Consider the following 21,219-nt stretch of genomic DNA (forward strand, 5'->3'; position numbering starts at 1 on the left):
GCGCGTGCATGCTCGACTTTACCAGTGCCCTGTATCTGGGCATGCGCCATCCGGCGGCCCAGCTGGCGCCATGGAGCAGCCTGACCCTGGGGCAGCCGGCGGCGCTGCGCGAGCCGCCGGGCGCGCCAGCGCTGGCAGCGGACCTGGCCGCGCTGCAAGGCTGCGAAGCGGCTTGCGTGCTGCCGTCGACCCTGCATTTGTTCTGGGATCTGTTCGGCATGCTCGCTGCCGAGCGGCTGGTGATCCTCATCGATGGCGGCAGCTACGCCATCGCGCGCTGGGGCGCCGAGCGGGCGCAGGCGCTGGGCTTGCCGCGGCAAGTGTTTCCCAGCGGCGAGATGGCGGCGCTGCGGCGCCTGGTGGCGGCCTGGGGCAGGCAAGGACGGCGCCCGTTGATCCTGGCCGATGGCTATGTGCCGGGCAGCGAGCAAGTCTTGCCGCTGGCTGGCTATGCGGCCCTGGCGCGCCAGGGCGGCGGTTATCTGCTGCTGGACGACACGCAGGTGCTGGGCGTGATGGGTACACAGGGCGGCGGCTCGGGGCGGCGGCATGCCTTGCATGGGGAATCGCTGATCATCGGCGCCTCGCTGGCCAAGGGATTCGGTGTGCCGCTGGCCGTGCTGGCCGGCAGCGACGGCCTGTTGCGGCGCTTCGCGGCGCACAGCCAGACGCGCGTGCATGCCAGTCCGCCTTCGGCCGCCGTGCTGGCGGCGGCGCGGCGCGCGCTGACGCTCAATGCGCAGCATGGCGACGCCCTGCGCGCCAGGCTGGCGGACCGGGTGGCGCAATGGAGGGCGGGGATGGCGGCGGCCGGCATCGCTTGCCGGGGCGGCAGCTTCCCCGTGCAGCGCCTGCCAGGGTGCGCCCATTTGCAGCCAGCCTTGCACGCAGCGGGCGTGCTGGCGCTGGCACAAGCGGGGGATGGCCCCGGCGCGCTGACTTTTCTGCTGCGGGCCGACCAGACGCCCGGGCAACTGCAGCAGGCGATGGACTTGCTTGAATATCATACGAGGAGGCGATATGCACGAAGCATTTGAAATGCTGCCCTTTACGGGGCGGGTGGGAGCGGCCGGCGAGCAGGAATGGCTGGGGGAATGGTCGCAAGAGTGGACGCAAGAGGGGGAGGAAGAGGGCGAATGGGAAGGTGAATGGCAGAGCGAATGGGAAGGCGAGCGTACGCGCCCGGGCGGCGGACGCGGCGCCATGCGCGGTGGCGGCCTGCGTGCGAGGCCGCCGCTGCGGGGCCCGCGCCGTCCCGCGCCGCCACGCTATCAGGGCCAGGGGCGCCGGCCGTCCCGGTATCCGCCACCGCCCTTGCCGTATCCGCCGCGCTACCGGGGCTGGGGTGGCTATGGCGCCATCTACCCCACTATTTATCCGGCGCCGTATCCCGTGTTCGGCGGCCAGCAGGCGCCGGCACCATATCAGGACCAGGGGCAGGATCAAGGACAGGATCAAGGACTGGATCAAGACCGGGATCAAAACCCGGACCAGGATGACGGCCAGATGCAGGGCGAGGTGCCGCCCATCCTGGCGTCTACCCTGGGCCGCGTGCCGGGCGCGGCCGCCTTGCGCTACCAGGCGGTGGGAGCGATTCCGCAGGCTGTCAACGATGCGAACGCCACGGGGCCGGGCCTGTATGTGATCGAGTTCAACACCAGCGATGGCCGGCGCGCCTACAGCGGCCAGACCGATGATTTGCGGCGGCGCCTGAAACAGCACCACCTGTGCGGCAAGATGATGGGCATGGACATGAGCGGGCATGACGTCTATGTGGCGCCGCTCTCCTCGGCCGCACAGCGGCGCAGCCTGGAAAAGGGTATCCACAGCGACATGTTTACCCACCGGCGCGGGGTGCTGACGAACCAGCGGCGCGAACTGGAAATGGCCGTGCTGGGCGAAATGTGGGCTTGACGACAGCACCTTGATGACAGCGAAGGAGAACATCATGCACCAACTCGAATGCGCATGCGCGCAATGCCGGCAGCGGTCCGGCGCCGCGTTTGAAGTGCTGGAATTCGGCCAGGACTGGCCTGGCAAGGGCAGTGCGCCGGCCGTTTTCAGTGAAGAGGAAGAACTGCAGCTGGCCATGGAATTGCTGGAGGTGGCCAGCGAGGAGGAACTCGACCAGTTTCTCGGCAATGTTTTCAAGAGCGTGTGGAAGGGCGTCAAGAAAGTGGGTGCTACCATCGCCAAGGTCGCCAAGCCCCTCGGCGGCGCCTTGAAGGCCGTGGCCAAGACGGCCTTGCCCTTTGTCGGCGGCGCCCTCGGTTCGATGATCCCCATACCGGGCGTGGGCACGGCGCTCGGTTCGGCCCTGGGGCGCGCGGCCAGCAATGCGCTGGAGCTGGAGCTGGCAGGCGAAGTGGAGGGCGAGGCGCCGGCCGACCGCGAACTAGAACTGGCGCGCCGCTTCGTGCGCATCGCGGGGCAGGCGGCGCGCCTGGCGGCCGACGGCGATGGCAGCGCGCGCGCCGTGGAAAGCGCGCTGACGCGGGCCCTGCACCAGCAATTGCCGCACTTCCGCTCGCCCGCGCCGCAGCAGGAAGAGGAAAGCGGGCGCTGGCGCCGGCGTGGCAACCGCATCGTCGTCATGGGCGACTGGAACTGAGCGCAGGGAGGCGGCCATGGCGCTGGTCATCGATTGTCATTGCCATGCTGGTCCCGGCGACGGCTTGAGCGGGCCGTGGGACAGCGCTGCGCCGCTGCATGCTTATTTGCGCCGCGCGCAGGTGGCCGGCATCGCCCGCAGCGTGCTGTTTGCCACCTTTCACTCCGATTACGCAATTGCCAACCATGGCGTGGCGCGCCTGGTCGCTGCCGATCCGCAGCGCTTTTACGGCTTTGCCTTCGTGCATGCGCGGCGTGACCGGGGCCGTATCATGGATCTGGTGCGCACGGCCGTCGAGCGTTACGGCTTCGTCGGCATCAAGGCGCACCGGCTCGACGCGCGCATCAGCGGCGAGCTGTGCGACGCGGCCCGCTTCTTCGGCTTGCCCGTGCTGTACGACCCGGCCGGCGAGGTGGCCGTGGCCGAGCTGCTGGCGCAGCAGTATCCCGATGTCAATTTCATCCTGCCCCATCTGGGCAGCTTCGGTGACGACTGGGCCGCGCAGCTGGCGTTGATCGACCACCTTGTTCGTCACTCGAACATTTACACGGACAGTTCCGGCGTGCGCCGTTTCGACTTGCTGCAGCAGGCCGTGCGCCGCGCGGGGCCGCACAAGGTCTTGTTCGGCTCGGATGGTCCCTGGCTGCATCCGGGGCTGGAATTGCACAAGATTGAGCTGCTGTGTTTGCCGCCGCTGGACGCTGCACTGATCACGGGAGGTAATTTTTTGCGGCTGGCGGGGCGGGCGTGAGGCAGATCAAAGGGCGGCCGGCGGTGTCGCGGCAGTGGCAATACTCGCGGCAGTAGCGGCTTGTTCCGCGCAGGCGGCCGCCTTGCGGCGTATCTGCAGGGCGCGGTCCGTCACGCCCAGGCGGGCGGCGGCGCGCTGGTTGTTTCCGTGTTCCTCGGCCAGCACCAGGCGGATGGCCATGTCGGTGGCGCAGCGCGTGATGTGCGCCAGCTTGCAGCCCTGTGCCAGGGCGCGCCGCACGGCCGCCTCGAAATGCGGGTCGGGCCAGGGCGGCGCCAGCAGCCGTTCTTCCGGGGGCAGGGCGCCGATGGTGATGGGGCCGGGGCCGCAATGGCGGTGCCAGATGCGCGTGACGGTCTGGCGCAGTTCGCGCACATTGCCCGGATAGTCGCGCAGCAGCAGGTATTCGCGCACGGCGGCGTCCAGCGGGGGCGCAGGGCGCTGCCCCAGTTCGGCGAGGAAATGCCGGGCCAGTGGCAGGATATCGTCCTGGCGTTCGCGCAGGGGCGGCGTCTGGCAACGCCAGCCGGCGATACGGTAATACAGGTCGGCGCGAAAGGCGCCGCGCGCCACTTCGTGCTCCAGTTCGCGGTTGGTGGCGCACACGAGTCTGAATTGTGTGGGCTGCCAGGTATTGCCGCCCACGCGCTTGTATTTGCGTTCCTGGATCGCGCGCAGCAGCTGCGCCTGCAGTGTGAGCGGCAGTTCGCCTACTTCGTCGAGAAACAGCACGCCGCCGTCGGCCAGGGCGAAAGCGCCGTCGCGTGCACCGGACGCCCCCGTAAAGGCGCCCCGTTCATGGCCGAACAGTTCGCTGCCAGCCAGTTCCGGCGACAGGGTGGTGCAGTCGAGAATGGTGAAGTCGCCGCGGCAGTTGCCGAGGCGGTGGACCAGTTGCGCCAATAAATCCTTGCCCGTGCCCGTCTCGCCCGTGATCAGCATCGACGCCTGGCTGAAGGCGGCCATTTCCACCACCTGGTGCAGCAAGGCGGTCCAGGCCGCGCTGTCGCCCACCAGTTGCTGGCGCACGGCGCTTGACGCCAGCAGCTGCGCCACGGCTTGCCAGCGCTGCAGGCGCGCCAGTACCGGGGCCGCATCGACGCTGCCGGCCGGCCACAGCAGCACATCGAGCGCGCCAGCCGCCATCAGGGCGCGCTGTTGCGCGCAGCTGGGGATGCGGCCGCAGGCGGCAATGGCCAGCACGGAGGCGTGCCGGCACAGGACCGGCAGCGCTTGCAGCAGCGCGGCATCGGCCTCGGCAAACAGCACGATGCCCGCGCCGTCCTCCTCGCCATCGTGCCGCCGGGCCACAGTTACCTGAGCCTGCTTCAAGGCTGCCGACAGCGAAGCGCCACTGCCAGCCGCCGCCTGCTGCATAATCTCCAGCCACACCTTGAGCGTCATATGCCAGCCCTCCCGAGGGCACGAGTCGCCCATCTTAGAAGCCCGATACCCCAGCCGTTTGATCTGGCGCAAGCGTGCGCGGTAGTCGTCAAATGAAAAACGCCACCTGAAAGGTGGCGCTAATGAATGACATTCAACAAACGTCAGAATTAACCGTTTTTAACGAACGTCACGACGGTTCATCCAATCGTAGCGAGCGGCAGTGATTTGTGGCCGAGAAGCGCAACCGTACTCTAGTACGGTGAGCATCGCCGGCCGCAAAGCGCGCCGCGCAGTAGATTGGATGAGCCGTCACTAATCATCCAATTTGACACAGTCAACAAAGTAGCCACGCTTGCCATCGACTTCGCGTTTCACGAGACCATGCACATCCGTCTCGAAGCCGGGGAAGCGCTCGTTGAAGTCGCGCGCGAAGCGCAGGTAGTCGACGATGGTCTTGTTGAAGCGCTCGCCCGGGATCAAGAGCGGAATGCCCGGTGGATACGGCGTCAGCAGGATGGACGTGATGCGGCCTTCCAGTTCGTCGATGGCCACGCGCTCGATTTCGCGGTGCGCCATCTTGGCGAACGCGTCCGACGGCTTCATGGCGGGGATCATGTCCGACAGATACATTTCCGTCGTCAGACGCGCCACGTCGTAGGCCTTGTAGAAATCGTGGATTTGCTGGCACAGGTCGCGCAAGCCCATTTTTTCATAGCGCGGGTTGGCCGCCGCAAATTCCGGCAGGATGCGCCACATCGGCTGGTTCTTGTCGTAGTCGTCCTTGAATTGCTGCAAGGCCGTCAACAGGGTATTCCAGCGGCCCTTGGTGATGCCGATGGTAAACATGATGAAGAACGAGTACAGGCCGCATTTTTCAATGATGACGCCGTGCTCGGCCAGGTATTTGGTGACGATGGACGCGGGGATGCCCGTCTCGCCGAACTGGCCGTCCAGCGACAGGCCCGGGTTGACGATGGTCGCCTTGATCGGGTCGAGCATGTTGAAGCCGGGAGCGAGGTCGCCGAAGCCGTGCCAGTCATCCTCGGCGCGTATCATCCAGTCTTCCTGCTGGCCCATGCCTTCGTCGTTGAAGCTGTCCGGTCCCCACACCTGGAACCACCAGTCCTGGCCCCATTCCTGGTCGATCTTTTTCATGGCGCGGCGGAAATCGAGCGCTTCCATGATCGATTCTTCCACCAGGGCCGTGCCGCCCGGCGCTTCCATCATGGCCGCGGCCACGTCGCACGAGGCGATGATGGAATACTGCGGCGAGGTCGAGGTGTGCATCAGGTAAGCCTCGTTGAAGGCGTCCTGGTCCAGCTTGACCGTATCCGATTCGCGCACGAGGATTTGCGAGGCCTGCGACAGGCCGGCGAGCAATTTGTGCGTGGACTGGGTCGAGAAGATCATCGATTCCTTGGCGCGTGGACGGTCCTTGCCGATGGCGTGCATATTTTTGTAGAAATCGTGGAAGGTGGCGTGCGGCAGCCATGCTTCATCGAAGTGCAGGGTATCGATCTTGCCATCGAGCATTTCGCGCAGGGTTTCCACGTTGTAGATCACGCCATCGTAGGTCGATTGCGTGATGGTCAGGATGCGCGGCTTCTTGTTCTTCGCTTCGCGCGCGAACGGGTTCGCCTCGATCTTGCGGGCGATGCTTTCCGGCGTGAATTCATGCAGCGGGATGGGGCCGATGATGCCCAGGTGATTGCGCGTCGGCATCAGGAACACGGGAATCGCGCCGCACATGATGATCGAATGCAAGATCGACTTGTGGCAGTTGCGGTCGACGACGACGATGTCGCCCGGCGCCACGGTCGAGTGCCACACCATCTTGTTCGAGGTCGAGGTGCCATTCGTAACGAAATAGCAATGATCGGCATTGAAGATGCGCGCCGCATTGCGCTCCGAGGCGGCGACAGGGCCCGTATGGTCGAGCAGCTGGCCCAGTTCTTCGACGGCGTTGCAGACGTCGGCGCGCAGCATGTTTTCACCGAAGAACTGGTGGAACATCTGGCCGATCGGCGACTTCAGGAAGGCTACGCCGCCCGAGTGGCCGGGGCAATGCCAGGAATAGGAGCCGTCGTTGGCGTAGTGCACCAGCGCGCGGAAGAACGGCGGCGACAGGCCGTCCAGGTACGATTTGGCTTCGCGGATGATGTGGCGCGCGACGAATTCCGGCGTATCTTCGAACATGTGGATGAAGCCATGCAGTTCGCGCAGGATATCGTTCGGAATGTGGCGCGAGGTGCGCGTTTCACCGTACAGATAAATCGGGATATCGGCGTTCTTGTAGCGGATTTCTTCGACGAAGGCGCGCAACGATTTCAAGGCGTGGTCGGTTTCCTCGACGGAGCCGGCGCCGAACTCTTCATCGTCGATCGACAGCACGAAGGCCGATGCGCGCGATTGTTGCTGGGCAAATTGCGACAAATCGCCGTAGCTGGTCACGCCCAGCACTTCCATGCCTTCTTTTTCCATTGCGGCGGCAAGGGCGCGAATACCCAGGCCGGACGTATTTTCAGAACGGAAATCCTCGTCAATGATGACGATGGGGAAACGAAATTTCATGCATGTCTCCAAAAAAGCAAGCCGCCCCTGACCTAATGGAGGGGCGGACTAGGGCGCGACGGTCAGGCGGTCGTACAACCCGGCAGCCGCAGAAAAAAAATAAGAACGGGATTCTCGCAGAAATGCGGCGTCTGCGGGAAAAAAATATCGTAGCCAAGCGTCACCAGCATGCGCTAGCGTGACGCAACGGTGTGACAGGGGTATTACAGCACCATTCTGTCCGTATCCATATCAACTTTATCAGGCTTTGCGTTGCAAGGTGACAAAGGCGTAAGGCAGGCCGGATTTCTCCGAGACATGCGCTTCGCGCGCGGTTTCTTGCCACACGGCATGGTCCACGGCGGGGAAAAAAGCGTCGCAGTCAAACGTCCGGCCGATTTCCGTGATGATCAAACGCTGCGCCAAGGCCAGTGACTGCTGGTAGATTTCGGCGCCGCCGATGACATAGCCTTCGGCGCCATCGAGCAGGGCGATGGCCGCTTGCACCGACGACACCGCTTCCGCGCCCTCATGGCGCCAGTCCGCATTGCGCGTGATGACGATGTTGCGGCGGTTCGGCAGCGGACGGCCGATGGAATCGAAGGTCTTGCGGCCCATGAGGATGGGGTGGCCCGTCGTCAAACGCTTGAAATGCGCGAGGTCTTCCGGCAGTTTCCACGGCAGGGTGTTGTCGATGCCGATGCCGCCTTGCTGGTCGGTGGCGACGATGATGGTCAAATGGCTCATGGGTTCTGTGAAAAGGGTGGGGGCATGGCCCGATGCCCGTCATTATCGTTGAAATTGCCGGCCGCCTCCAGATGCGCACGCATGGCATCCGCTAGCGCGCCCGGCGCTTCCAGCGGAATCATGTGGCCGGTGTTGTCTTTGAGTAGGTGCAAGGTAGACTGCGGCAGGCGGGCGGCCATGGCGCGCAGGTCGTCGGGATGGACGAGTTTGTCGTCTTCGGCACCGACGATCAGCACGGGAAAATCGAGTTCCGGCAAGCGCGCCATCAGGTCGGGGCGGTTGATGGTGGTGAGAAATTGCGCCAGCAGCACGTCCTTGCCCAGGTCCAGTCCCATTTGCTGGATCAGGCCCGTGATGGCTGCATCGTCCAGGTGCGACGGGTGCAGCAGTTCGCGCAGGCGCTGGCGCGTGATGCCCGCATAGGCATTGCGCTCAAGCATGGCGACGATACGTTGGCGCGCGCTAATTTCAGCCGGCAGCAAACCTTGGGCGGAATTGGCGATCAAAGTCAAAGACTGTACGCGCTGCGGGTGCGCCAGCGCGTGTTCGAGCGCCAGGTAGGCGCCCAGCGAAAAGCCCACCAGGTGGGCTTGCGGAGCGCTGTGGCTGGCAATCATCGATTGCATCTGCGTACGTGTGCGCGCCTGATGCAAGGGCACGTGCTGTAGCTGAAAGGCGTCGCCCAGGGCAGGGGCCAGGCGCGACCACAGGCGCTCGTCGCACAAGGTGCCGGGGATGCAAACGAGTCGTATCGTTGTATTGTTCAAGGACAAGCCTGGTACAGGATGGTGAAAATTTTTGTCGAGCGGCATTATCCGTCATTTTGCGCATTGGGGCAGCGGCGTGGTATTTTCCGTATGGCATTATTTTCAATAGTGCGCGGCTGGCAAGCAGGAACTTTATGGTAGGCTCATGACTCATCAAGCCGGGGTACCGGCGACGTGACCTGAAACACCGAATGCAACCCCCCACATTAAAGAGGAATTACCATGGCGATCAGTTTGCAAAAAGGCGGCAATGTCAACCTGAGCAAGGAAGCTCCCGGCTTGACGAAAATCGTGATTGGCCTGGGCTGGGACCCGCGCGCCACTGATGGCGCCGCTTTCGACCTGGACGGCAGCGCCTTCCTGCTGAAAACGGATGGCAAGGCCCGTTCCGATGCCGATTTCATTTTTTATAACAACCTGAAGTCGGTTGATGGCTCCATCGTCCACGCGGGCGACAACACCACCGGTGGCGGCGATGGCGACGACGAGAAAATCGCCGTCGACCTGGCCAACGTGCCGGCCGACATCGACAAGATCGCCGTGGCCGTCACCATCCACGACGCGGAAAATCGCAAGCAGAACTTCGGCATGGTCGGCAAGGCCTATATCCGCTGCCTGAACGGCGACAATGGCGCGGAAATCGCCCGCTATGACCTGTCGGAAGACGGCTCGACGGAAGCGGCCATGATCTTCGGCGAAATCTACCGCGCCGGCAGCGAATGGAAATTCAAGGCGATTGGTCAAGGCTTTAAAGGCGGCCTGGGCCCACTGGCTCGCTCCTTCGGCATCAACGCATAAAAAGCAGTTGTTTGCGTAAATGTACCGGGTAGCACCGCTGCCCGGTTCTGTCTTTCTTCTCTCTCTCCCTGACTCCATGGAAAACCTGATCAAGGGGCAGCGTCTTGCGCTGTCCGGCCTCGTCACGGGCAACGTCGTGCAACTGGGTCTCGCCAGCGCCGGTGTGGCGCTCGACTTTGCCTGTTTCGGCCTCGATGCCGCCGGTAAATTGTCCGACGACCGCTACATGACTTTCTTCAATCAGCCGCGCACGCCGTGCGGCGGCGTGGAAACCTCGGCGCCGTGCGGCGATGCGGCCGGCTTCAGTTACCAGTTGGAGCGCTTGCCTGCCTCCATCGAACGCCTGGTCGTCACGGCCGCCATCGATGGCGCGGCCAGCATGGCGCAACTGGCCAGCGGCTACTTGCGCCTGCTCGACGGCGGGCGCGAACTGGCCCGCTACGCGTATGCGGGTGCTGATTTTGCGCAAGAAAAAGCCGTCATGCTGGGCGAGTTTTACCGCAAGGACGGCGGCTGGCGCTTCATGGCCGTGGGCCAGGGTTTCAATGGTGGTCTGGACGCGCTGGTCGCCCATTTCGGTGGCGAAGTGGCGCAGGCGGCTCCCGAACCTGCGGCGCCGAAGATTTCCCTGTCGAAAATCTCGCTGACCAAGGCGGGCCAGACGCACAAGGTGTCGCTGGAAAAGGGCGCAGGCGCGCCAACAAAACTCACCGTCAAAGCGACCTGGGTCGATAACGGCGATGGCGACGACGACAACGACGACCTCGACTTAAGAGTCGGCATCCTCTTGCCGAATGGCCAGATGCGCTTCATCCAGGCACCCGACACGGCGGGCAGCTTCGACGTCATGCCGTATGTGCGCCACCTGGGCGATGTGGCCGGTGCGGCGGGCAAGGAGCCGGCTACGGAAACGGTGGAAGTCAATCCTGCGCTGGCGCAACATTACGGCGGCACGGTGGGCCTCGTCTTCAGCGTGTATTCGGCGCTGGCCAATGGCGCCGTCCCGGTGGCGTCCATGCGCCCGAAAATGGTCATGCAGTACGGCCAGCAGATCGTCGAGTGCGACTTCGACTTCCGCCTGTCGAAGGCGGCCGCGGACGACACGGTCTACACCTATGTGATCGGCATGGCGCGCATCACGCCCGACAGCATCATCCTGGAGCCGTCCGGCAAGACGTCGGAACCGGGCAGCGAAGCGACGCCATGGCTGAGCTGGCAGGGCGAGAACCTGCAGCTGGTCTTCAACGGTCCCGTCGTCTTCAAGGGCGAAGACAAGGAAGACGAGGATGATTTCAATGCGGACAATCCGCGCCGCTATATCGCCTAGGAGGCACTGATGGAAACCTTGAGCAAGGGTCAGCGCTTGCCGCTGGCCAATCTCGTTCCCGACGGCGTACTGCAGATTGGCGTCGCCGCGCAGGGGCTGGCACTCGACGTGGCCTGTTTTGGCCTCGATGCGGCAGGCAAGCTGTCCGACGAGCGCTACATGACCTTTTTCAACCAGCCGCGCACGCCGTGCGGCGGTGTGGAAGCGCGTGCCGGCAGTGGCGGCGACATGGCCGAGTTTGCCTTGCAGCTGGCGCGCTTGCCGGCCGGCATGGACCGCCTCGTCGTGACGGCCTCCATCGATGGCGGCGGTGTGATGTCGCAGCTGCAAGCTGGCCATGTGCGCCTGCAGGCGGGTGGGCGCGAGCTGGCCCGCTTTACGTTTGCCGGTTCTGATTTCGCGCAAGAAAAAGCCGTCATGCTGGCTGAAATTTACCGCAAGGATGGCGGCTGGCGCTGCATGGCCGTGGGCCAGGGTTTTAATGGGGGCCTCGATGCGCTGGTGCAGCACTTCGGCGGTGAGGTCGACCAGGCCTCTCCTGCCACCTCTGCCGCCTCTGCCGCGCCTGCCGCGGTTTCGGCAATTCAGCAGGCGAAGATCAACCTGGAAAAGCGCGTCGAACGCGAGGCGCCGCAACTGGTCAGCCTGGTCAAGCAGGCCGGCGTGTCGCTGCAAAAAGTGGGCCTTTCCGAGCACCGGGCCAAGGTGTGTTTATGCCTGGATATTTCCGGTTCCATGGGACGGCTATATAAAGAGGGGCTGGTGCAGCGCTTTGCCGAGCGCATCCTGGCCTTGGGCTGCAAGTTCGACGACGATGGCGAGATCGATGTATTTCTGTTCGGTAAGAACGTCCACCATCCGGCGCCGATGGCCTTGAGCAACTGCAATAGCTACGTGGGGCAGGCGATACAGCGTCATCCGCTGGAAGGCGACACGCGCTATGGCGCCGCCATGCAGGCCATCCGCGCGTTTTATTTCCCAGACAAGGCCGGCGGCGAGCGCACGCGGCCCGTCGCGGCCGAGCTGCCCGTGTACGTGATGTTCGTCACCGATGGCGGCACCAGCGACCAGGCGACAACGGAGAAGCAATTGCGCTGGGCCAGCAATGAACCGATCTTCTGGCAATTCATGGGCATCGGCAAGGGGCGCAAGTCGAAAAGCAAGTTTCTCGCCGCCTTTGCCGATTCCGACTTTCCCTTCCTGGAAAAACTCGACGAATTGCAGGGACGCCTGGTCGACAATGCCAATTACTTTTCCGTCAGCTCGCCCGACGAGCACAGCGATGCGGAGCTGTACGATTTGCTGATGACGGAATATCCGGGCTGGCTGAAACTGGCGCGGGGGCAGGGCTTGCTGAACTGATCGTCCTGCGCTGTTAGTTGTTGAGCTTGATGGCAATCGTGGTGCCCGCTTCTGGCAGCAAGAAGCGCGCCTTGTCGTAGCTGGGCGGACCCATCACTGAACGCGCGTCGTTGCTGCTGCCCGTGGGTTCGCTGGGAATCTTGAAAAAGTTGCTGTCCATCTTGCCATTCGCATTCACGTCCTGGAAGACGGCGACAGCGTATTCGCCCGCAGGCAATTTATCCAGGTGCAACTGGACGGTGCTGCCGTTGGCTGGCACGGTAGCCTGCTGCAGGGGTTTCGAGAGGAAATGCGCGGCCGATTGGTAAATGGCCGCTTTGACTGTGCCTGCACCGGGCTGGACATTGTTGACGGTCACGAGCAGGTCGGCGGCGCAGGCCAGTCCTGCCGCTGGCAGCAGCAGTGCGATGCACCAAGGTATGATTCTTTTCATTTTATGTTCTTCGGTTGATGTTAGATGGATAGCAAGCGGCGCAATTGAGCGACGTGCGCCTGGTAGGCGGCGCGTCCTTGCGCCGTGGCATGGATGCGGGTTTGCGGTTTCTTGCCGACGAACTGCTTTTCGAGCATCACATAGCCTGCGCGTGCCAGCGTGTCCAGGTGCGCCCCCAGATTGCCGTCGCTTGCCTCGGTCAGCGCTTTCAGGCGCACGAACTCGATGCTGTCATTTGCTTGCAATACATTCAGGGCAGTCATGATGCGCAAGCGCGTGCTCTGATGGATGATGTCGTCCAGACCAGCCATGATGTTCTCCTCAGGCAGCGCGGCGCAGCCAGGTGCCGCCAAGCAGCAATCCGCCCCCCGCCAGCAGCGCCATGGCCAGATCGAACCAGGGGGCGAGAAAATGGTAGGCGATGAAAGTCAGCACGCAAATGCTGGCGCCCAATATCGTCCACCGCAGGCCATGCCAGAGGCCGGCCAGCATATACACGAGCATGAACAAGCTGGTCCAGAACACGGAGATGGCGCCGGGCCGGTGCACGATGAAAGTCGAGACCATGATGCCGAAGGCGACGAGGATGGCCATGGCCAGCCAGATGCGCCGGTCGCCCGGCTGGCTGGTGGTTTTTTGCCGGCTCAGCAGATATGCCGTACCGAGCATGCCCACCGCGTCGGCAATCAGCCAGCAATATCCGCTGTGTGCCGGTGCCAGATAACTGCCCAGATAGGCGCAGAACCAGACCACGCCCCACAACTGGACGATGACTCCCGAGCGCCAATAGCGCAAATACTGTTCACTGCGCGTCTGGGTTTGCTCCACTTCCTGCAGGTATTGTTGGACTTGTTGCGGGTTCAGCATCGTGTTCTCCTGGTTAACTCTGTAATGCAGAGTACTCTATATGTGAGATATTTTTTCGTCAAGCCTTTTGTCTTGTCTCCAGCGTATGAGGCTATACGACCACAAGTGGAAGAGATTTGTAAATTGAAGTAAATAACAATGGTTCGCCTTTGCTTTGCTGAATAGAGTCGTGGCATGCTTTCACTGTGCCCCCACATGTGCCCTCACGCCGCGGCGTAGCGCCTCATCCGTAGCGTCTCGATTATTTTTTAGCTAAATGCATAAGATCCTTTTCCACTGTCTGGCGGGCGGTAGCCTGCTGGTCTCCGGCGCCGCCGTTCAGGCGCAAACTGTCACCGGCGACGCCGTCGTCAAGCCCGCAGCAGCACCAGTATCGGCCAAGGCGCCCACCATTGACGCTCCCCCTTCCGTCAGCGTGACGGCCGAGCGTCCCACGGGCCGCATCGACCGGCAAGTCTACGACGTCAAGTCCGATGTGGGCAGCAGCAACGGCACGGCGGCCGACGCGCTCAACAATGTGCCATCCGTGGCCGTTGATCCCGACGGTTCCGTGTCCTTGCGCGGCAGCAGCAATGTGCAGATATTGATCGATGGCAAGCCGTCGGCCATGCTGCAGGGCGATGCGCGCGGCGCCACCCTGAACGCCATGGCGGCCGACGATATCGAATCGGTGGAAGTGATCAACAATCCCGGTGCCCAGTTCGGCAACGAAGCCGGTGGCGGCCCGATTTTGAACCTGGTGATGCGGCGCAACCGCAAGCCGGGCGGCTTTGCCACCGTCAACGCGAATGCGGGCATCGCCGGGCGCTACAACAGCGCCGTTTCCGGTAGCTACAATGAAGGGCCGTGGGGCTACCAGGGCGGCATCAATGTGCGCCACGACGGCCGCAATTCCGTGGGCGAGGTCAGCCGCGAGCGCCTGGAGCGTGGCACGGGCGCCTTCGCCCCCAGCAGCCAAAGCTCCGCCAGCAATGGTTTGAACGACTCGCTGGGCTTGCACGGCACCGTGAATTACAACCTGAACACGAACGACACCCTGGCCGCCAGCGTGTCGTATAACGGGCGCAGCAACGACCAGCGCTCGCTCGACCGCTACATCAACGGCGACAGCACGGGCAGCACCATCGGCGACTATGTGCGCAGCACCGTGCGCAACGGCGACAGCCGCAACGCCAGCTGGGGCGCGCGCTATGACCACAAGGGCGAGTTGCCGGGCGAATCGTTGAAGATCGACCTGCGCGTGTCATCCTCGACCAATGAGAGCGACAGCGATTACGCGAATACTTATGCAGTTGCGCCCGTGCATGCCTTCGACAGCCGCGCGCGCCAGCACAGCGAGACGGGCAACCGCATCGTCGACTTCAGCGGCGACTACGAGCGTCCGCTGGCGGGCGGCACGGCCAAGCTGGGCTACAAGGTGGCCGACAACCACAGCAGTTTCGACACTTTATATACGGATATCAACCCGGCCAGCCTGGCGGAAATCGTCAACCCCATGCGCAGCAACCGTTTCGAGCTCGACGAGCGCACCATCGCGCTGTACGGCTCCTACCAGATGCGCCTGAGCGAGCGCTGGGGCGCGCTGGCCGGCCTGCGTGCCGAGTACACGGACTTGAACGTGCGCCAGATCACGGGCGGCGTCGAGGCCGGCAACAACTACGTCAACTACATCCCCAGCCTGTTCGCCACGTATAAGGTCAGCGACGAGAGCAATGTGCGCTTCAGCTATGCGCACCGCCTGCGCCGCCCCAGCGCGGGTGACCTGAACCCGTACGTGGTGTACCGCGACGAGTTCAATGTCTCGGCCGGCAACCCGAAGCTGAAACCCACGCAGACGGATTCGTTCGAGATCGGCTATGAAACGAAGATCGCCGGCCTGGAAAGCAGCTTGCGCGCCTACCACCGGCGCGATACGGACGCCATCGTCGATTACCGTTACTTTATCAGCGACAATGTGCTCTTGACCACGCGCGAAAACGGCGCAGGCAGCCATTCGAGCGGCCTGGAGTTCAGCGTCAGCGGCAAGCTGACCCCATCCTTGACCCTGAATACGAGCGGCAACCTGGCGCGCAGCCAGCAGACCAGTTCCGACGACCTGGGCAACCGCAGCACGCGCACGGCGAATGCCCTGAGCGGCCGCGCGCGCCTCAATTACCAGTTCGATGCGGCCAATCAGCTGCAGCTGGCCCTGCAAATGCAAGGCAAGATGCTGTCGGGGCAGGGTTACCGCTCGCCGAACAATACTTTGAATGTGAGCTGGCGCCACACGGTGACGCCGCAACTGAGCCTGGTCATGAATGTGACCGATGTGTTCAGCAGCAACAAGATGGAAACCGTCATCAACAGCGCTTCCCTGCGCGAGACGAGCACGCGGCGCTTCGATGGACGCATGATTTACGTGGGGCTGTCGTACCGCCTCGGCGGCGCCACCTCGGCGGCGAAAGAGGGCGAACGGGAACCGCGCTTCGGTCCGCCGGGCGGACGGGGGCCAGGCGGCCCCGGCCCGGGCGGGCCGGGAGGCGAACCAGGCTAGGCCGCTGACGCGATCTCGTTCAGGAAGTCGATGAAACTGTCCGCATGGCGCTCGAAGCACCATGCGCCCATGCCATGCTCTGCGTGATACACGGGTGCATCGCCATCGGCGACGGCGCCCAGGTCCAGGCAATACGGATCGGCGCCCGCATCGGCGATCACCAGATACTGTTCCGGCCAGCCGGCGATGGTTTCACCGCTGACGGGATTCCAGGCGTAACCGTGCTGGGCCTTGATCAGCCCGGCAGCGCCGTACAGGCTCAAACCCTGGAAATACTGCTGGCTGTCGATAAACACCCGCAGCGGCGAATGGCAAGCCAGGAAGCGCCGGTAGTGCTCCGGCAAGGCCCAGCGCTGCGCGATGCCGGCCATGTCGGCGGCGCTGGCGATGGTCAGCCAGTTCGATGGCTGTGCCAGGTCCTGCTCCTTCTTGCGACTGGCTGCCAGCTTTTTCTCCAGCATGGCCGCCGCTTTTTCCAGCGGCGTGCGCGGATCCCCGAGCGACGCGTGGGTGGCGGGCACGGCATGGCCTGCGCCATCCGGATAAGCGTCGCGCTGCCAGGCCTGCACGTCGGCCAGCCGCAACTGCTCTGCCTTCCAGTGGCCGGGATCGTAAGGCAAACCGGCATCGAAAGGCTGGCGGCTGAACACGGCCAGGCTTTTGACGGCCTTGGCGCGCACGCTCAACTTGGCATTTTCCGCAGTGGCCAGGGCCACGAGCGGAGCATACGCCGCCTTGCCCATGCTTTTGAGCATGCCATCCACGCCCCAGTAGGCGAGGCCGTCCATATCAAGGCTCCAGCTGAAAAAATCGCCGTATTCTCCCGGTTCGGCCAGGGCGACGATATCCGTCATCAGGAAGGCGCGCCAGTGCAGCAGCTGGCCCTCCCTGGCGTAAGCGATCAGGATGGCGAGCACGGCTTGCCGCTCGCCGGCAGCATGCTTTTTCAGCAGCCGCTCTTTCAGCCTGGCAAACTTGCTGCCATCCGTTTCGTCAAACAGCTTGCGGTGCAGGGCGGCCAGCGGTGCGACCGCCATCAGACGGCCATCGCCGCCTTGATGGGCGCATGGTGTTCATAGCCTTCCAGCGAGAAATCCGACGGTTCGATCTTTTCCAGCCACTCCGGCTCGTACTTGCCCGTCTTGGCGTAGTCGGGCACGCGCTCGGAAATGACGAAACGCGGCGCCGGGAACGGTGTGCGCTTCAATTGTTCTTCTACCATGTCGAGGTGGTTTTCATAGATGTGCGCGTCGCCGATGAAGTAGGTGAACCAGCGCGGCGTGTAGCCCGTCAGGCGCGCCACCAGGTGTAGCAGGGCCGCGCCTTCGGCGATGTTGAACGGCGTGCCCAGGCCGATATCGTTGCTGCGCACATATAAACACAGCGAGATTTCGCGCGTGCTGGCGTTCGGGATGAACTGGTACAGCAAATGACAGGCGGGCAGGGCGACGGCGTCCAGCACGGCCGGGTTCCAGCCGTGGAACAGGATGCGCCGGCTGCCCGGGTTCGTCATGATGGTATCGAGGCACTCGCGCAACTGGTCGACGGCCTTGTACAGCAGCACTTTTTGCACGCCATCCTCGACGAGGGGGGCGATCAAGGTAAAACCGTTCGCTTGCGCGTCGGCGATTTGCGCGGGCTGGCCGGCATCGAGCAGTTTGTAGGCGGGCCATTGCCGCCATTGCACGCCATACACGGGGCCCAGGTCATCCTCGCCTTCGCGGTAGGGGTTGGCCAGCCATTGCGCATTTTCGTTGGCGTTCTGGTCCCATACCTTGCAGCCCAGCGCGCGGAACTCGGCCGCGTTGCGCGAGGCGCGCAAAAACGCGCACAATTCGCCGATCACGGATTTGAAAGCCAGTTTCTTGGTCGTTACGGCAGGGAAATTGCCGTTGGCCAAGTCGAAACGCATCATGGCGCCCGGCACGCTCAGAGTGCGGATGCCCGTGCGGTTGTCTTGCCAGCTGCCTGTTTCGAGCACGGTCTTGATCAAATCTTGATATTGCTGCATGTATTTCTCCAACGGTAAGGATGGTGATTGTAACGCAGGCGCGACAGGCGGGCTGCCGTCCGCACACATAAATGCGCTGCCGTTTCACCTGCAAACATGACTCTGTGGTAATTTGTGTGTCCTTCAAGAAATACACAGAAACGGCAGATGCTGCACCATGTTCTTGCGACAATTTGTAAATAATAATAACGCCGCCGTGGTGGAGATGAGCAGGGCCGATTTTCTCAAGGCTAACCTGCGCCTGATCCTGGCCTGGCCCCTGCTGGGGCTGGTCCTGTGCGCGGTACTATGGACGGCCACCTTGCTGCAGCTGGAGGCGGAAAGGAAGGTGGCGCAGCAGCAGGCGCTCGACAGCGTGTCTTCCTTGTCGAAAGCGTATGGCCAGTATCTGCTGCGCACGCTGGAACAGATGGACCAGCTGACCTTGCAGCTCAAGTATGAGTGGGAAAATTCGCGCGGCCAGCTGCGCCTCGATCAATTGAAGACGCAGGGCATGTATGCCTTGCCGCAATTTGCCATCGTCGCCATCCTCGACCGCAAGGGCCACCCCGTGACGGCCACGGCGCCGCTGCAGCGCCTGCGCGTCAATGAGCGCAGCGATTTCCTGCTGCGCCACTGGCGCAGCAATTCCAGCGTGCTGCGCATCGCGCTGGGGAAGGCCAATGCAGCCAGCGAGGCTACAGTGCCCGGCGCCGACGAGAGCCTCGTGCATTTCACGCGCCGCCTGGAAGACGAGGATGGCAATTTTGACGGCGTGCTGCTGATCTCCATCCATTCCAGCTATTTTTGCGAATTTTACAACAGCGTCAGTTTCGGCAAGTTCGGCATATCCGCCATGGTGGGCGAAGAGGGTGAGCTGTTCAGCACGCGCCTCGGCGCGCGCGTGCTGCCGACCCCGAGCGGCGAGGGCACGCCGTTTCTCGACACCAGCTTCCTGGAAACGGACAGCGGTGCCATGCATTCGGGCGGCAGGATCGCTTTTTCCGACAAGCAAAGTCGCTATGTCGGCTGGCAGGCGCTGAAAGCCTATCCGTTTACGGCCGTGGTCGGCCTGTCGGACGGCGAAATGCTGCACCCGTACGAAGAAACGCGCACCATTTACATCGGCATCGCGCTGGCCGTCACCGTGCTGCTGCTGGCCTTTGCCGCCGTCGCCACCGTGCTGTCGCTGCGCCTGGCGTGGCGCCACCACCAGTCCGAAGGCGTGCGCAACGCTTACCGCATGGCCACCGAAGGCACCAGCGACGGCTTTTACATCATTGCCGCCCTGCGCGGCACGGATGGCAGCATCCTCGACTTCGAGATCGTCGACTGCAACGAGCCGGGCGCCGGCTACTTCGGCGTGCGCCGCGAACAATTGCTGGGCATGCGCCTGCAGTCGCGTGCCCATGAGCCGTATTTCCGCGACCTGATCCATAACTACCGGGCCGCCATGCAGTCCGGCTTTTCCGAGGAAGAGATCGAGTTGCCGGATGGTAACCCCTTCAAGCTGCGCTGGATACGCCGGCGCCTGGTGCGCAGCGGCGACCGCCTGGCCGTCACCCTGCAAGACATCAGCACGGCCAAGGAGCATGAACGCGATTTGCGCCGCCTGGCCAACGAGGACGGCTTGACGGGCTTGCCCAACCGCTACTGGCTGCAGCAATTCCTGCCCGGTGCCCTGGGGCGCGCCGCCATCGCGCGGCAGATGCTGGCGCTGCTGTTCATCGACCTCGATGGTTTCAAGGATATCAACGACACGCAGGGCCACGCCGAGGGCGACAAAGTGCTGCGCGCCGCCTCCTTGCGCCTGAAGGCCGTGCTGCGGCCGGGCGATCACGTGGTGCGACTGGGCGGCGATGAATTCGTCGTCGTGCTCGACCCGGTGGAAGACGATAGCCGTGCGGAACAGGTGGCGCAGCGTATCGCCATCGCCTTCGATGAACCGTTTTACCTGGGCAGCGAACGCCACAAGATGGGCGCTTCGATCGGCATCAGCCTGTATCCACGCGACGGCGCCGAAACAGAAGTGCTGCTGAAGAATGCCGATATCGCCATGTACGCCGTGAAAGTGGCGGGCAAGGGCCATCACCGCTTCTTCCAGCCCGAATTGTTCGAAACCATCCGCAACCGCCGCGAACTGGAGCAAAGCCTGGTGACGGCGCTGGAGCAGGACCAGTTCCTCGTCGTCTACCAGCCGCGGGTCGACGCCATGAGCGGCCAGCTGTGCAGCATGGAGGCGCTGGTGCGCTGGCAGCATCCGCAGCATGGCATGGTACCGCCGCTGGAATTCATCCCCGTGGCCGAGAGCAGCGGCCTGATTTCGCAGCTGGGCGAAGTCGTCATCGAAAAGGTCTGCCTGCAAATGGCGCGCTGGCAAGCCAGCGGGCTGGAGCTGGTGCCCGTCTCGATCAACGTCTCGGCGCGTCAGTTCGGCCGTGGCGACGTGCATCAGGTGCTGGCGTCCGCGCTGGCGCGCCATTGCATCGATGCGCGGCTGATCGAGGTGGAAATCACCGAATCGGCCATGATGGATGAGCAGAACCGTGCCGTGGAGCAGCTGTCGGCCATCCGCGCGCTGGGGGTGCGCCTGCTGGTCGACGATTTCGGCACCGGCTATTCGTCGCTGTCGCAGCTGCAGAAGTTCGCCATGGATGGCTTGAAGATCGACCGCGCCTTTACCATGGAGCTGGGCCGCTCGGAGCAGGGCGAGGTCTTCGTGCGCGCCATCCTGTCGATGGCGCATGCGCTGGGCATGAGCGTGGTGGCCGAAGGGGTGGAGACGCGCGAGCAGCTCGACATTCTGCGCGCGCTGCAATGCAACGAAGTGCAAGGCTATTTCATTTCGCGCCCCGTGCCGGCCGAACAGATGCTGGCGCTGATGCAGCAGCGCTTTCTGATACCGCTTCCAGCGCCCGTGCTGCCCCCGTATAGCCCGGTGATTGGTGAGGAAAACAACGCTGTTTCATAAAAAGAGCGAACGTTCGCTTTTTTTTAAAAAATATTATATGCTTCGCTCATGCCGTCAGTGAATTGGAGTTCACGGCGGCAAGAACAGTGCAAGACGGGTGAGGTTGAGCTACCCGAGACAATGTGA

General features: G+C 63.2%; 18 protein-coding genes. 9 read left to right on the forward strand and 9 right to left on the reverse strand.

Annotated features, from left to right (window positions below):
* Nucleotides 1-8 precede the first annotated feature (8 nt).
* Genes CLU93_RS23090 through CLU93_RS23105 form a run of 4 tightly spaced genes read left to right on the forward strand, consistent with a single transcriptional unit; the run spans nucleotide 9 to nucleotide 3,362 of the window.
* Nucleotides 9-1,037 (forward strand): aminotransferase class I/II-fold pyridoxal phosphate-dependent enzyme, encoded by a 1,029-nt coding sequence (locus tag CLU93_RS23090; protein WP_099763485.1) that lies wholly within the window; start codon nucleotides 9-11, stop codon nucleotides 1,035-1,037.
* Nucleotides 1,021-1,914, forward strand: coding sequence for a GIY-YIG nuclease family protein (locus CLU93_RS23095; protein WP_099763486.1), 894 nt, complete (start codon nucleotides 1,021-1,023; stop codon nucleotides 1,912-1,914). The genes CLU93_RS23090 and CLU93_RS23095 overlap by 17 nt, the downstream gene beginning before the upstream one ends.
* A 34-nt stretch (nucleotides 1,915-1,948) precedes the next feature.
* Nucleotides 1,949-2,611, forward strand: coding sequence for a hypothetical protein (locus CLU93_RS23100; protein WP_099763487.1), 663 nt, complete (start codon nucleotides 1,949-1,951; stop codon nucleotides 2,609-2,611).
* A 16-nt stretch (nucleotides 2,612-2,627) separates the two neighbouring features.
* Entirely contained in the window at nucleotides 2,628-3,362 is a 735-nt protein-coding gene (locus tag CLU93_RS23105) for an amidohydrolase family protein (protein WP_257225063.1), read from the forward strand.
* Nucleotides 3,363-3,368: 6 nt separating this feature from the next.
* On the opposite strand, the gene CLU93_RS23110 is transcribed toward CLU93_RS23105, so the two are convergent.
* The 4 genes from CLU93_RS23110 to CLU93_RS23125 form a co-directional block, all read right to left on the reverse strand.
* The gene (locus tag CLU93_RS23110) at nucleotides 3,369-4,766 is read right to left on the reverse strand and encodes a sigma 54-interacting transcriptional regulator (RefSeq protein ID WP_257225064.1); all 1,398 of its coding nucleotides are present in this window, start codon (nucleotides 4,764-4,766) and stop codon (nucleotides 3,369-3,371) included.
* Nucleotides 4,767-5,060: 294 nt separating this feature from the next.
* On the reverse strand, nucleotides 5,061-7,319 hold the full coding sequence (locus tag CLU93_RS23115; protein WP_099763488.1) for an arginine/lysine/ornithine decarboxylase: 2,259 nt from the start codon (nucleotides 7,317-7,319) through the stop codon (nucleotides 5,061-5,063).
* 240 nt (nucleotides 7,320-7,559) lie between these two features.
* Complete coding sequence (locus CLU93_RS23120; RefSeq protein WP_099763489.1) at nucleotides 7,560-8,045, reverse strand: dihydrofolate reductase; 486 nt, start codon at nucleotides 8,043-8,045, stop codon at nucleotides 7,560-7,562.
* The gene (locus CLU93_RS23125) at nucleotides 8,042-8,812 is read right to left on the reverse strand and encodes an alpha/beta fold hydrolase (protein ID WP_257225065.1); all 771 of its coding nucleotides are present in this window, start codon (nucleotides 8,810-8,812) and stop codon (nucleotides 8,042-8,044) included. The genes CLU93_RS23120 and CLU93_RS23125 overlap by 4 nt, the downstream gene beginning before the upstream one ends.
* 222 nt (nucleotides 8,813-9,034) lie before the next feature.
* Here CLU93_RS23125 and CLU93_RS23130 point away from each other — a divergent pair, with 222 nt between their 5' ends.
* The 3 genes from CLU93_RS23130 to CLU93_RS23140 all read left to right on the forward strand — a co-directional run bounded on the left by CLU93_RS23130 (nucleotide 9,035) and on the right by CLU93_RS23140 (nucleotide 12,299).
* Nucleotides 9,035-9,610 carry a TerD family protein gene (locus tag CLU93_RS23130; protein WP_099763491.1) on the forward strand — a complete coding sequence of 192 codons (576 nt, stop codon included), beginning with the start codon at nucleotides 9,035-9,037 and terminating at the stop codon, nucleotides 9,608-9,610.
* A 76-nt stretch (nucleotides 9,611-9,686) separates the two neighbouring features.
* On the forward strand, nucleotides 9,687-10,937 hold the full coding sequence (locus CLU93_RS23135) for a TerD family protein (protein WP_099763492.1): 1,251 nt from the start codon (nucleotides 9,687-9,689) through the stop codon (nucleotides 10,935-10,937).
* A gap of 9 nt (nucleotides 10,938-10,946) precedes the next feature.
* The gene (locus tag CLU93_RS23140; RefSeq protein ID WP_099763493.1) at nucleotides 10,947-12,299 is read left to right on the forward strand and encodes a VWA domain-containing protein; all 1,353 of its coding nucleotides are present in this window, start codon (nucleotides 10,947-10,949) and stop codon (nucleotides 12,297-12,299) included.
* A 13-nt stretch (nucleotides 12,300-12,312) separates the two neighbouring features.
* On the opposite strand, the gene CLU93_RS23145 is transcribed toward CLU93_RS23140, so the two are convergent.
* Genes CLU93_RS23145 through CLU93_RS23155 form a run of 3 tightly spaced genes read right to left on the reverse strand, consistent with a single transcriptional unit; the run spans nucleotide 12,313 to nucleotide 13,599 of the window.
* Entirely contained in the window at nucleotides 12,313-12,732 is a 420-nt protein-coding gene (locus CLU93_RS23145) for a DUF2141 domain-containing protein (RefSeq protein ID WP_099763494.1), read from the reverse strand.
* Between the two features lie 20 nt (nucleotides 12,733-12,752).
* A complete protein-coding gene (locus tag CLU93_RS23150) occupies nucleotides 12,753-13,043 on the reverse strand; it encodes a winged helix-turn-helix domain-containing protein (RefSeq protein ID WP_099763495.1) in 291 nt (96 codons plus the stop codon).
* Nucleotides 13,044-13,053: 10 nt separating this feature from the next.
* Complete coding sequence (locus tag CLU93_RS23155) at nucleotides 13,054-13,599, reverse strand: hypothetical protein (RefSeq protein ID WP_099763496.1); 546 nt, start codon at nucleotides 13,597-13,599, stop codon at nucleotides 13,054-13,056.
* A 256-nt stretch (nucleotides 13,600-13,855) separates the two neighbouring features.
* On the opposite strand from CLU93_RS23155, the gene CLU93_RS23160 reads away from it, so the two are divergent.
* Complete coding sequence (locus CLU93_RS23160; protein WP_099763497.1) at nucleotides 13,856-16,132, forward strand: outer membrane beta-barrel family protein; 2,277 nt, start codon at nucleotides 13,856-13,858, stop codon at nucleotides 16,130-16,132.
* On the opposite strand, the gene CLU93_RS23165 is transcribed toward CLU93_RS23160, so the two are convergent.
* Nucleotides 16,129-17,169: an SMI1/KNR4 family protein gene (locus tag CLU93_RS23165; RefSeq protein WP_099763498.1), complete on the reverse strand. Its 1,041-nt coding sequence runs from the start codon at nucleotides 17,167-17,169 to the stop codon at nucleotides 16,129-16,131. The two genes, CLU93_RS23160 and CLU93_RS23165, sit on opposite strands and share 4 nt — an antisense overlap.
* Entirely contained in the window at nucleotides 17,169-18,143 is a 975-nt protein-coding gene (locus CLU93_RS23170; protein WP_099763499.1) for a thymidylate synthase, read from the reverse strand. The genes CLU93_RS23165 and CLU93_RS23170 overlap by 1 nt, the downstream gene beginning before the upstream one ends.
* Before the next feature lie 205 nt (nucleotides 18,144-18,348).
* Between CLU93_RS23170 and CLU93_RS23175 the strand changes: the two genes are divergently transcribed.
* Nucleotides 18,349-21,093 carry a bifunctional diguanylate cyclase/phosphodiesterase gene (locus CLU93_RS23175; protein ID WP_257225066.1) on the forward strand — a complete coding sequence of 915 codons (2,745 nt, stop codon included), beginning with the start codon at nucleotides 18,349-18,351 and terminating at the stop codon, nucleotides 21,091-21,093.
* Nucleotides 21,094-21,219: the final 126 nt, after the last annotated feature.

Source organism: Janthinobacterium sp. 35, from assembly GCF_002754575.1.
Classification (GTDB): Bacteria; Pseudomonadota; Gammaproteobacteria; order Burkholderiales; family Burkholderiaceae_D; genus Janthinobacterium; species Janthinobacterium tructae.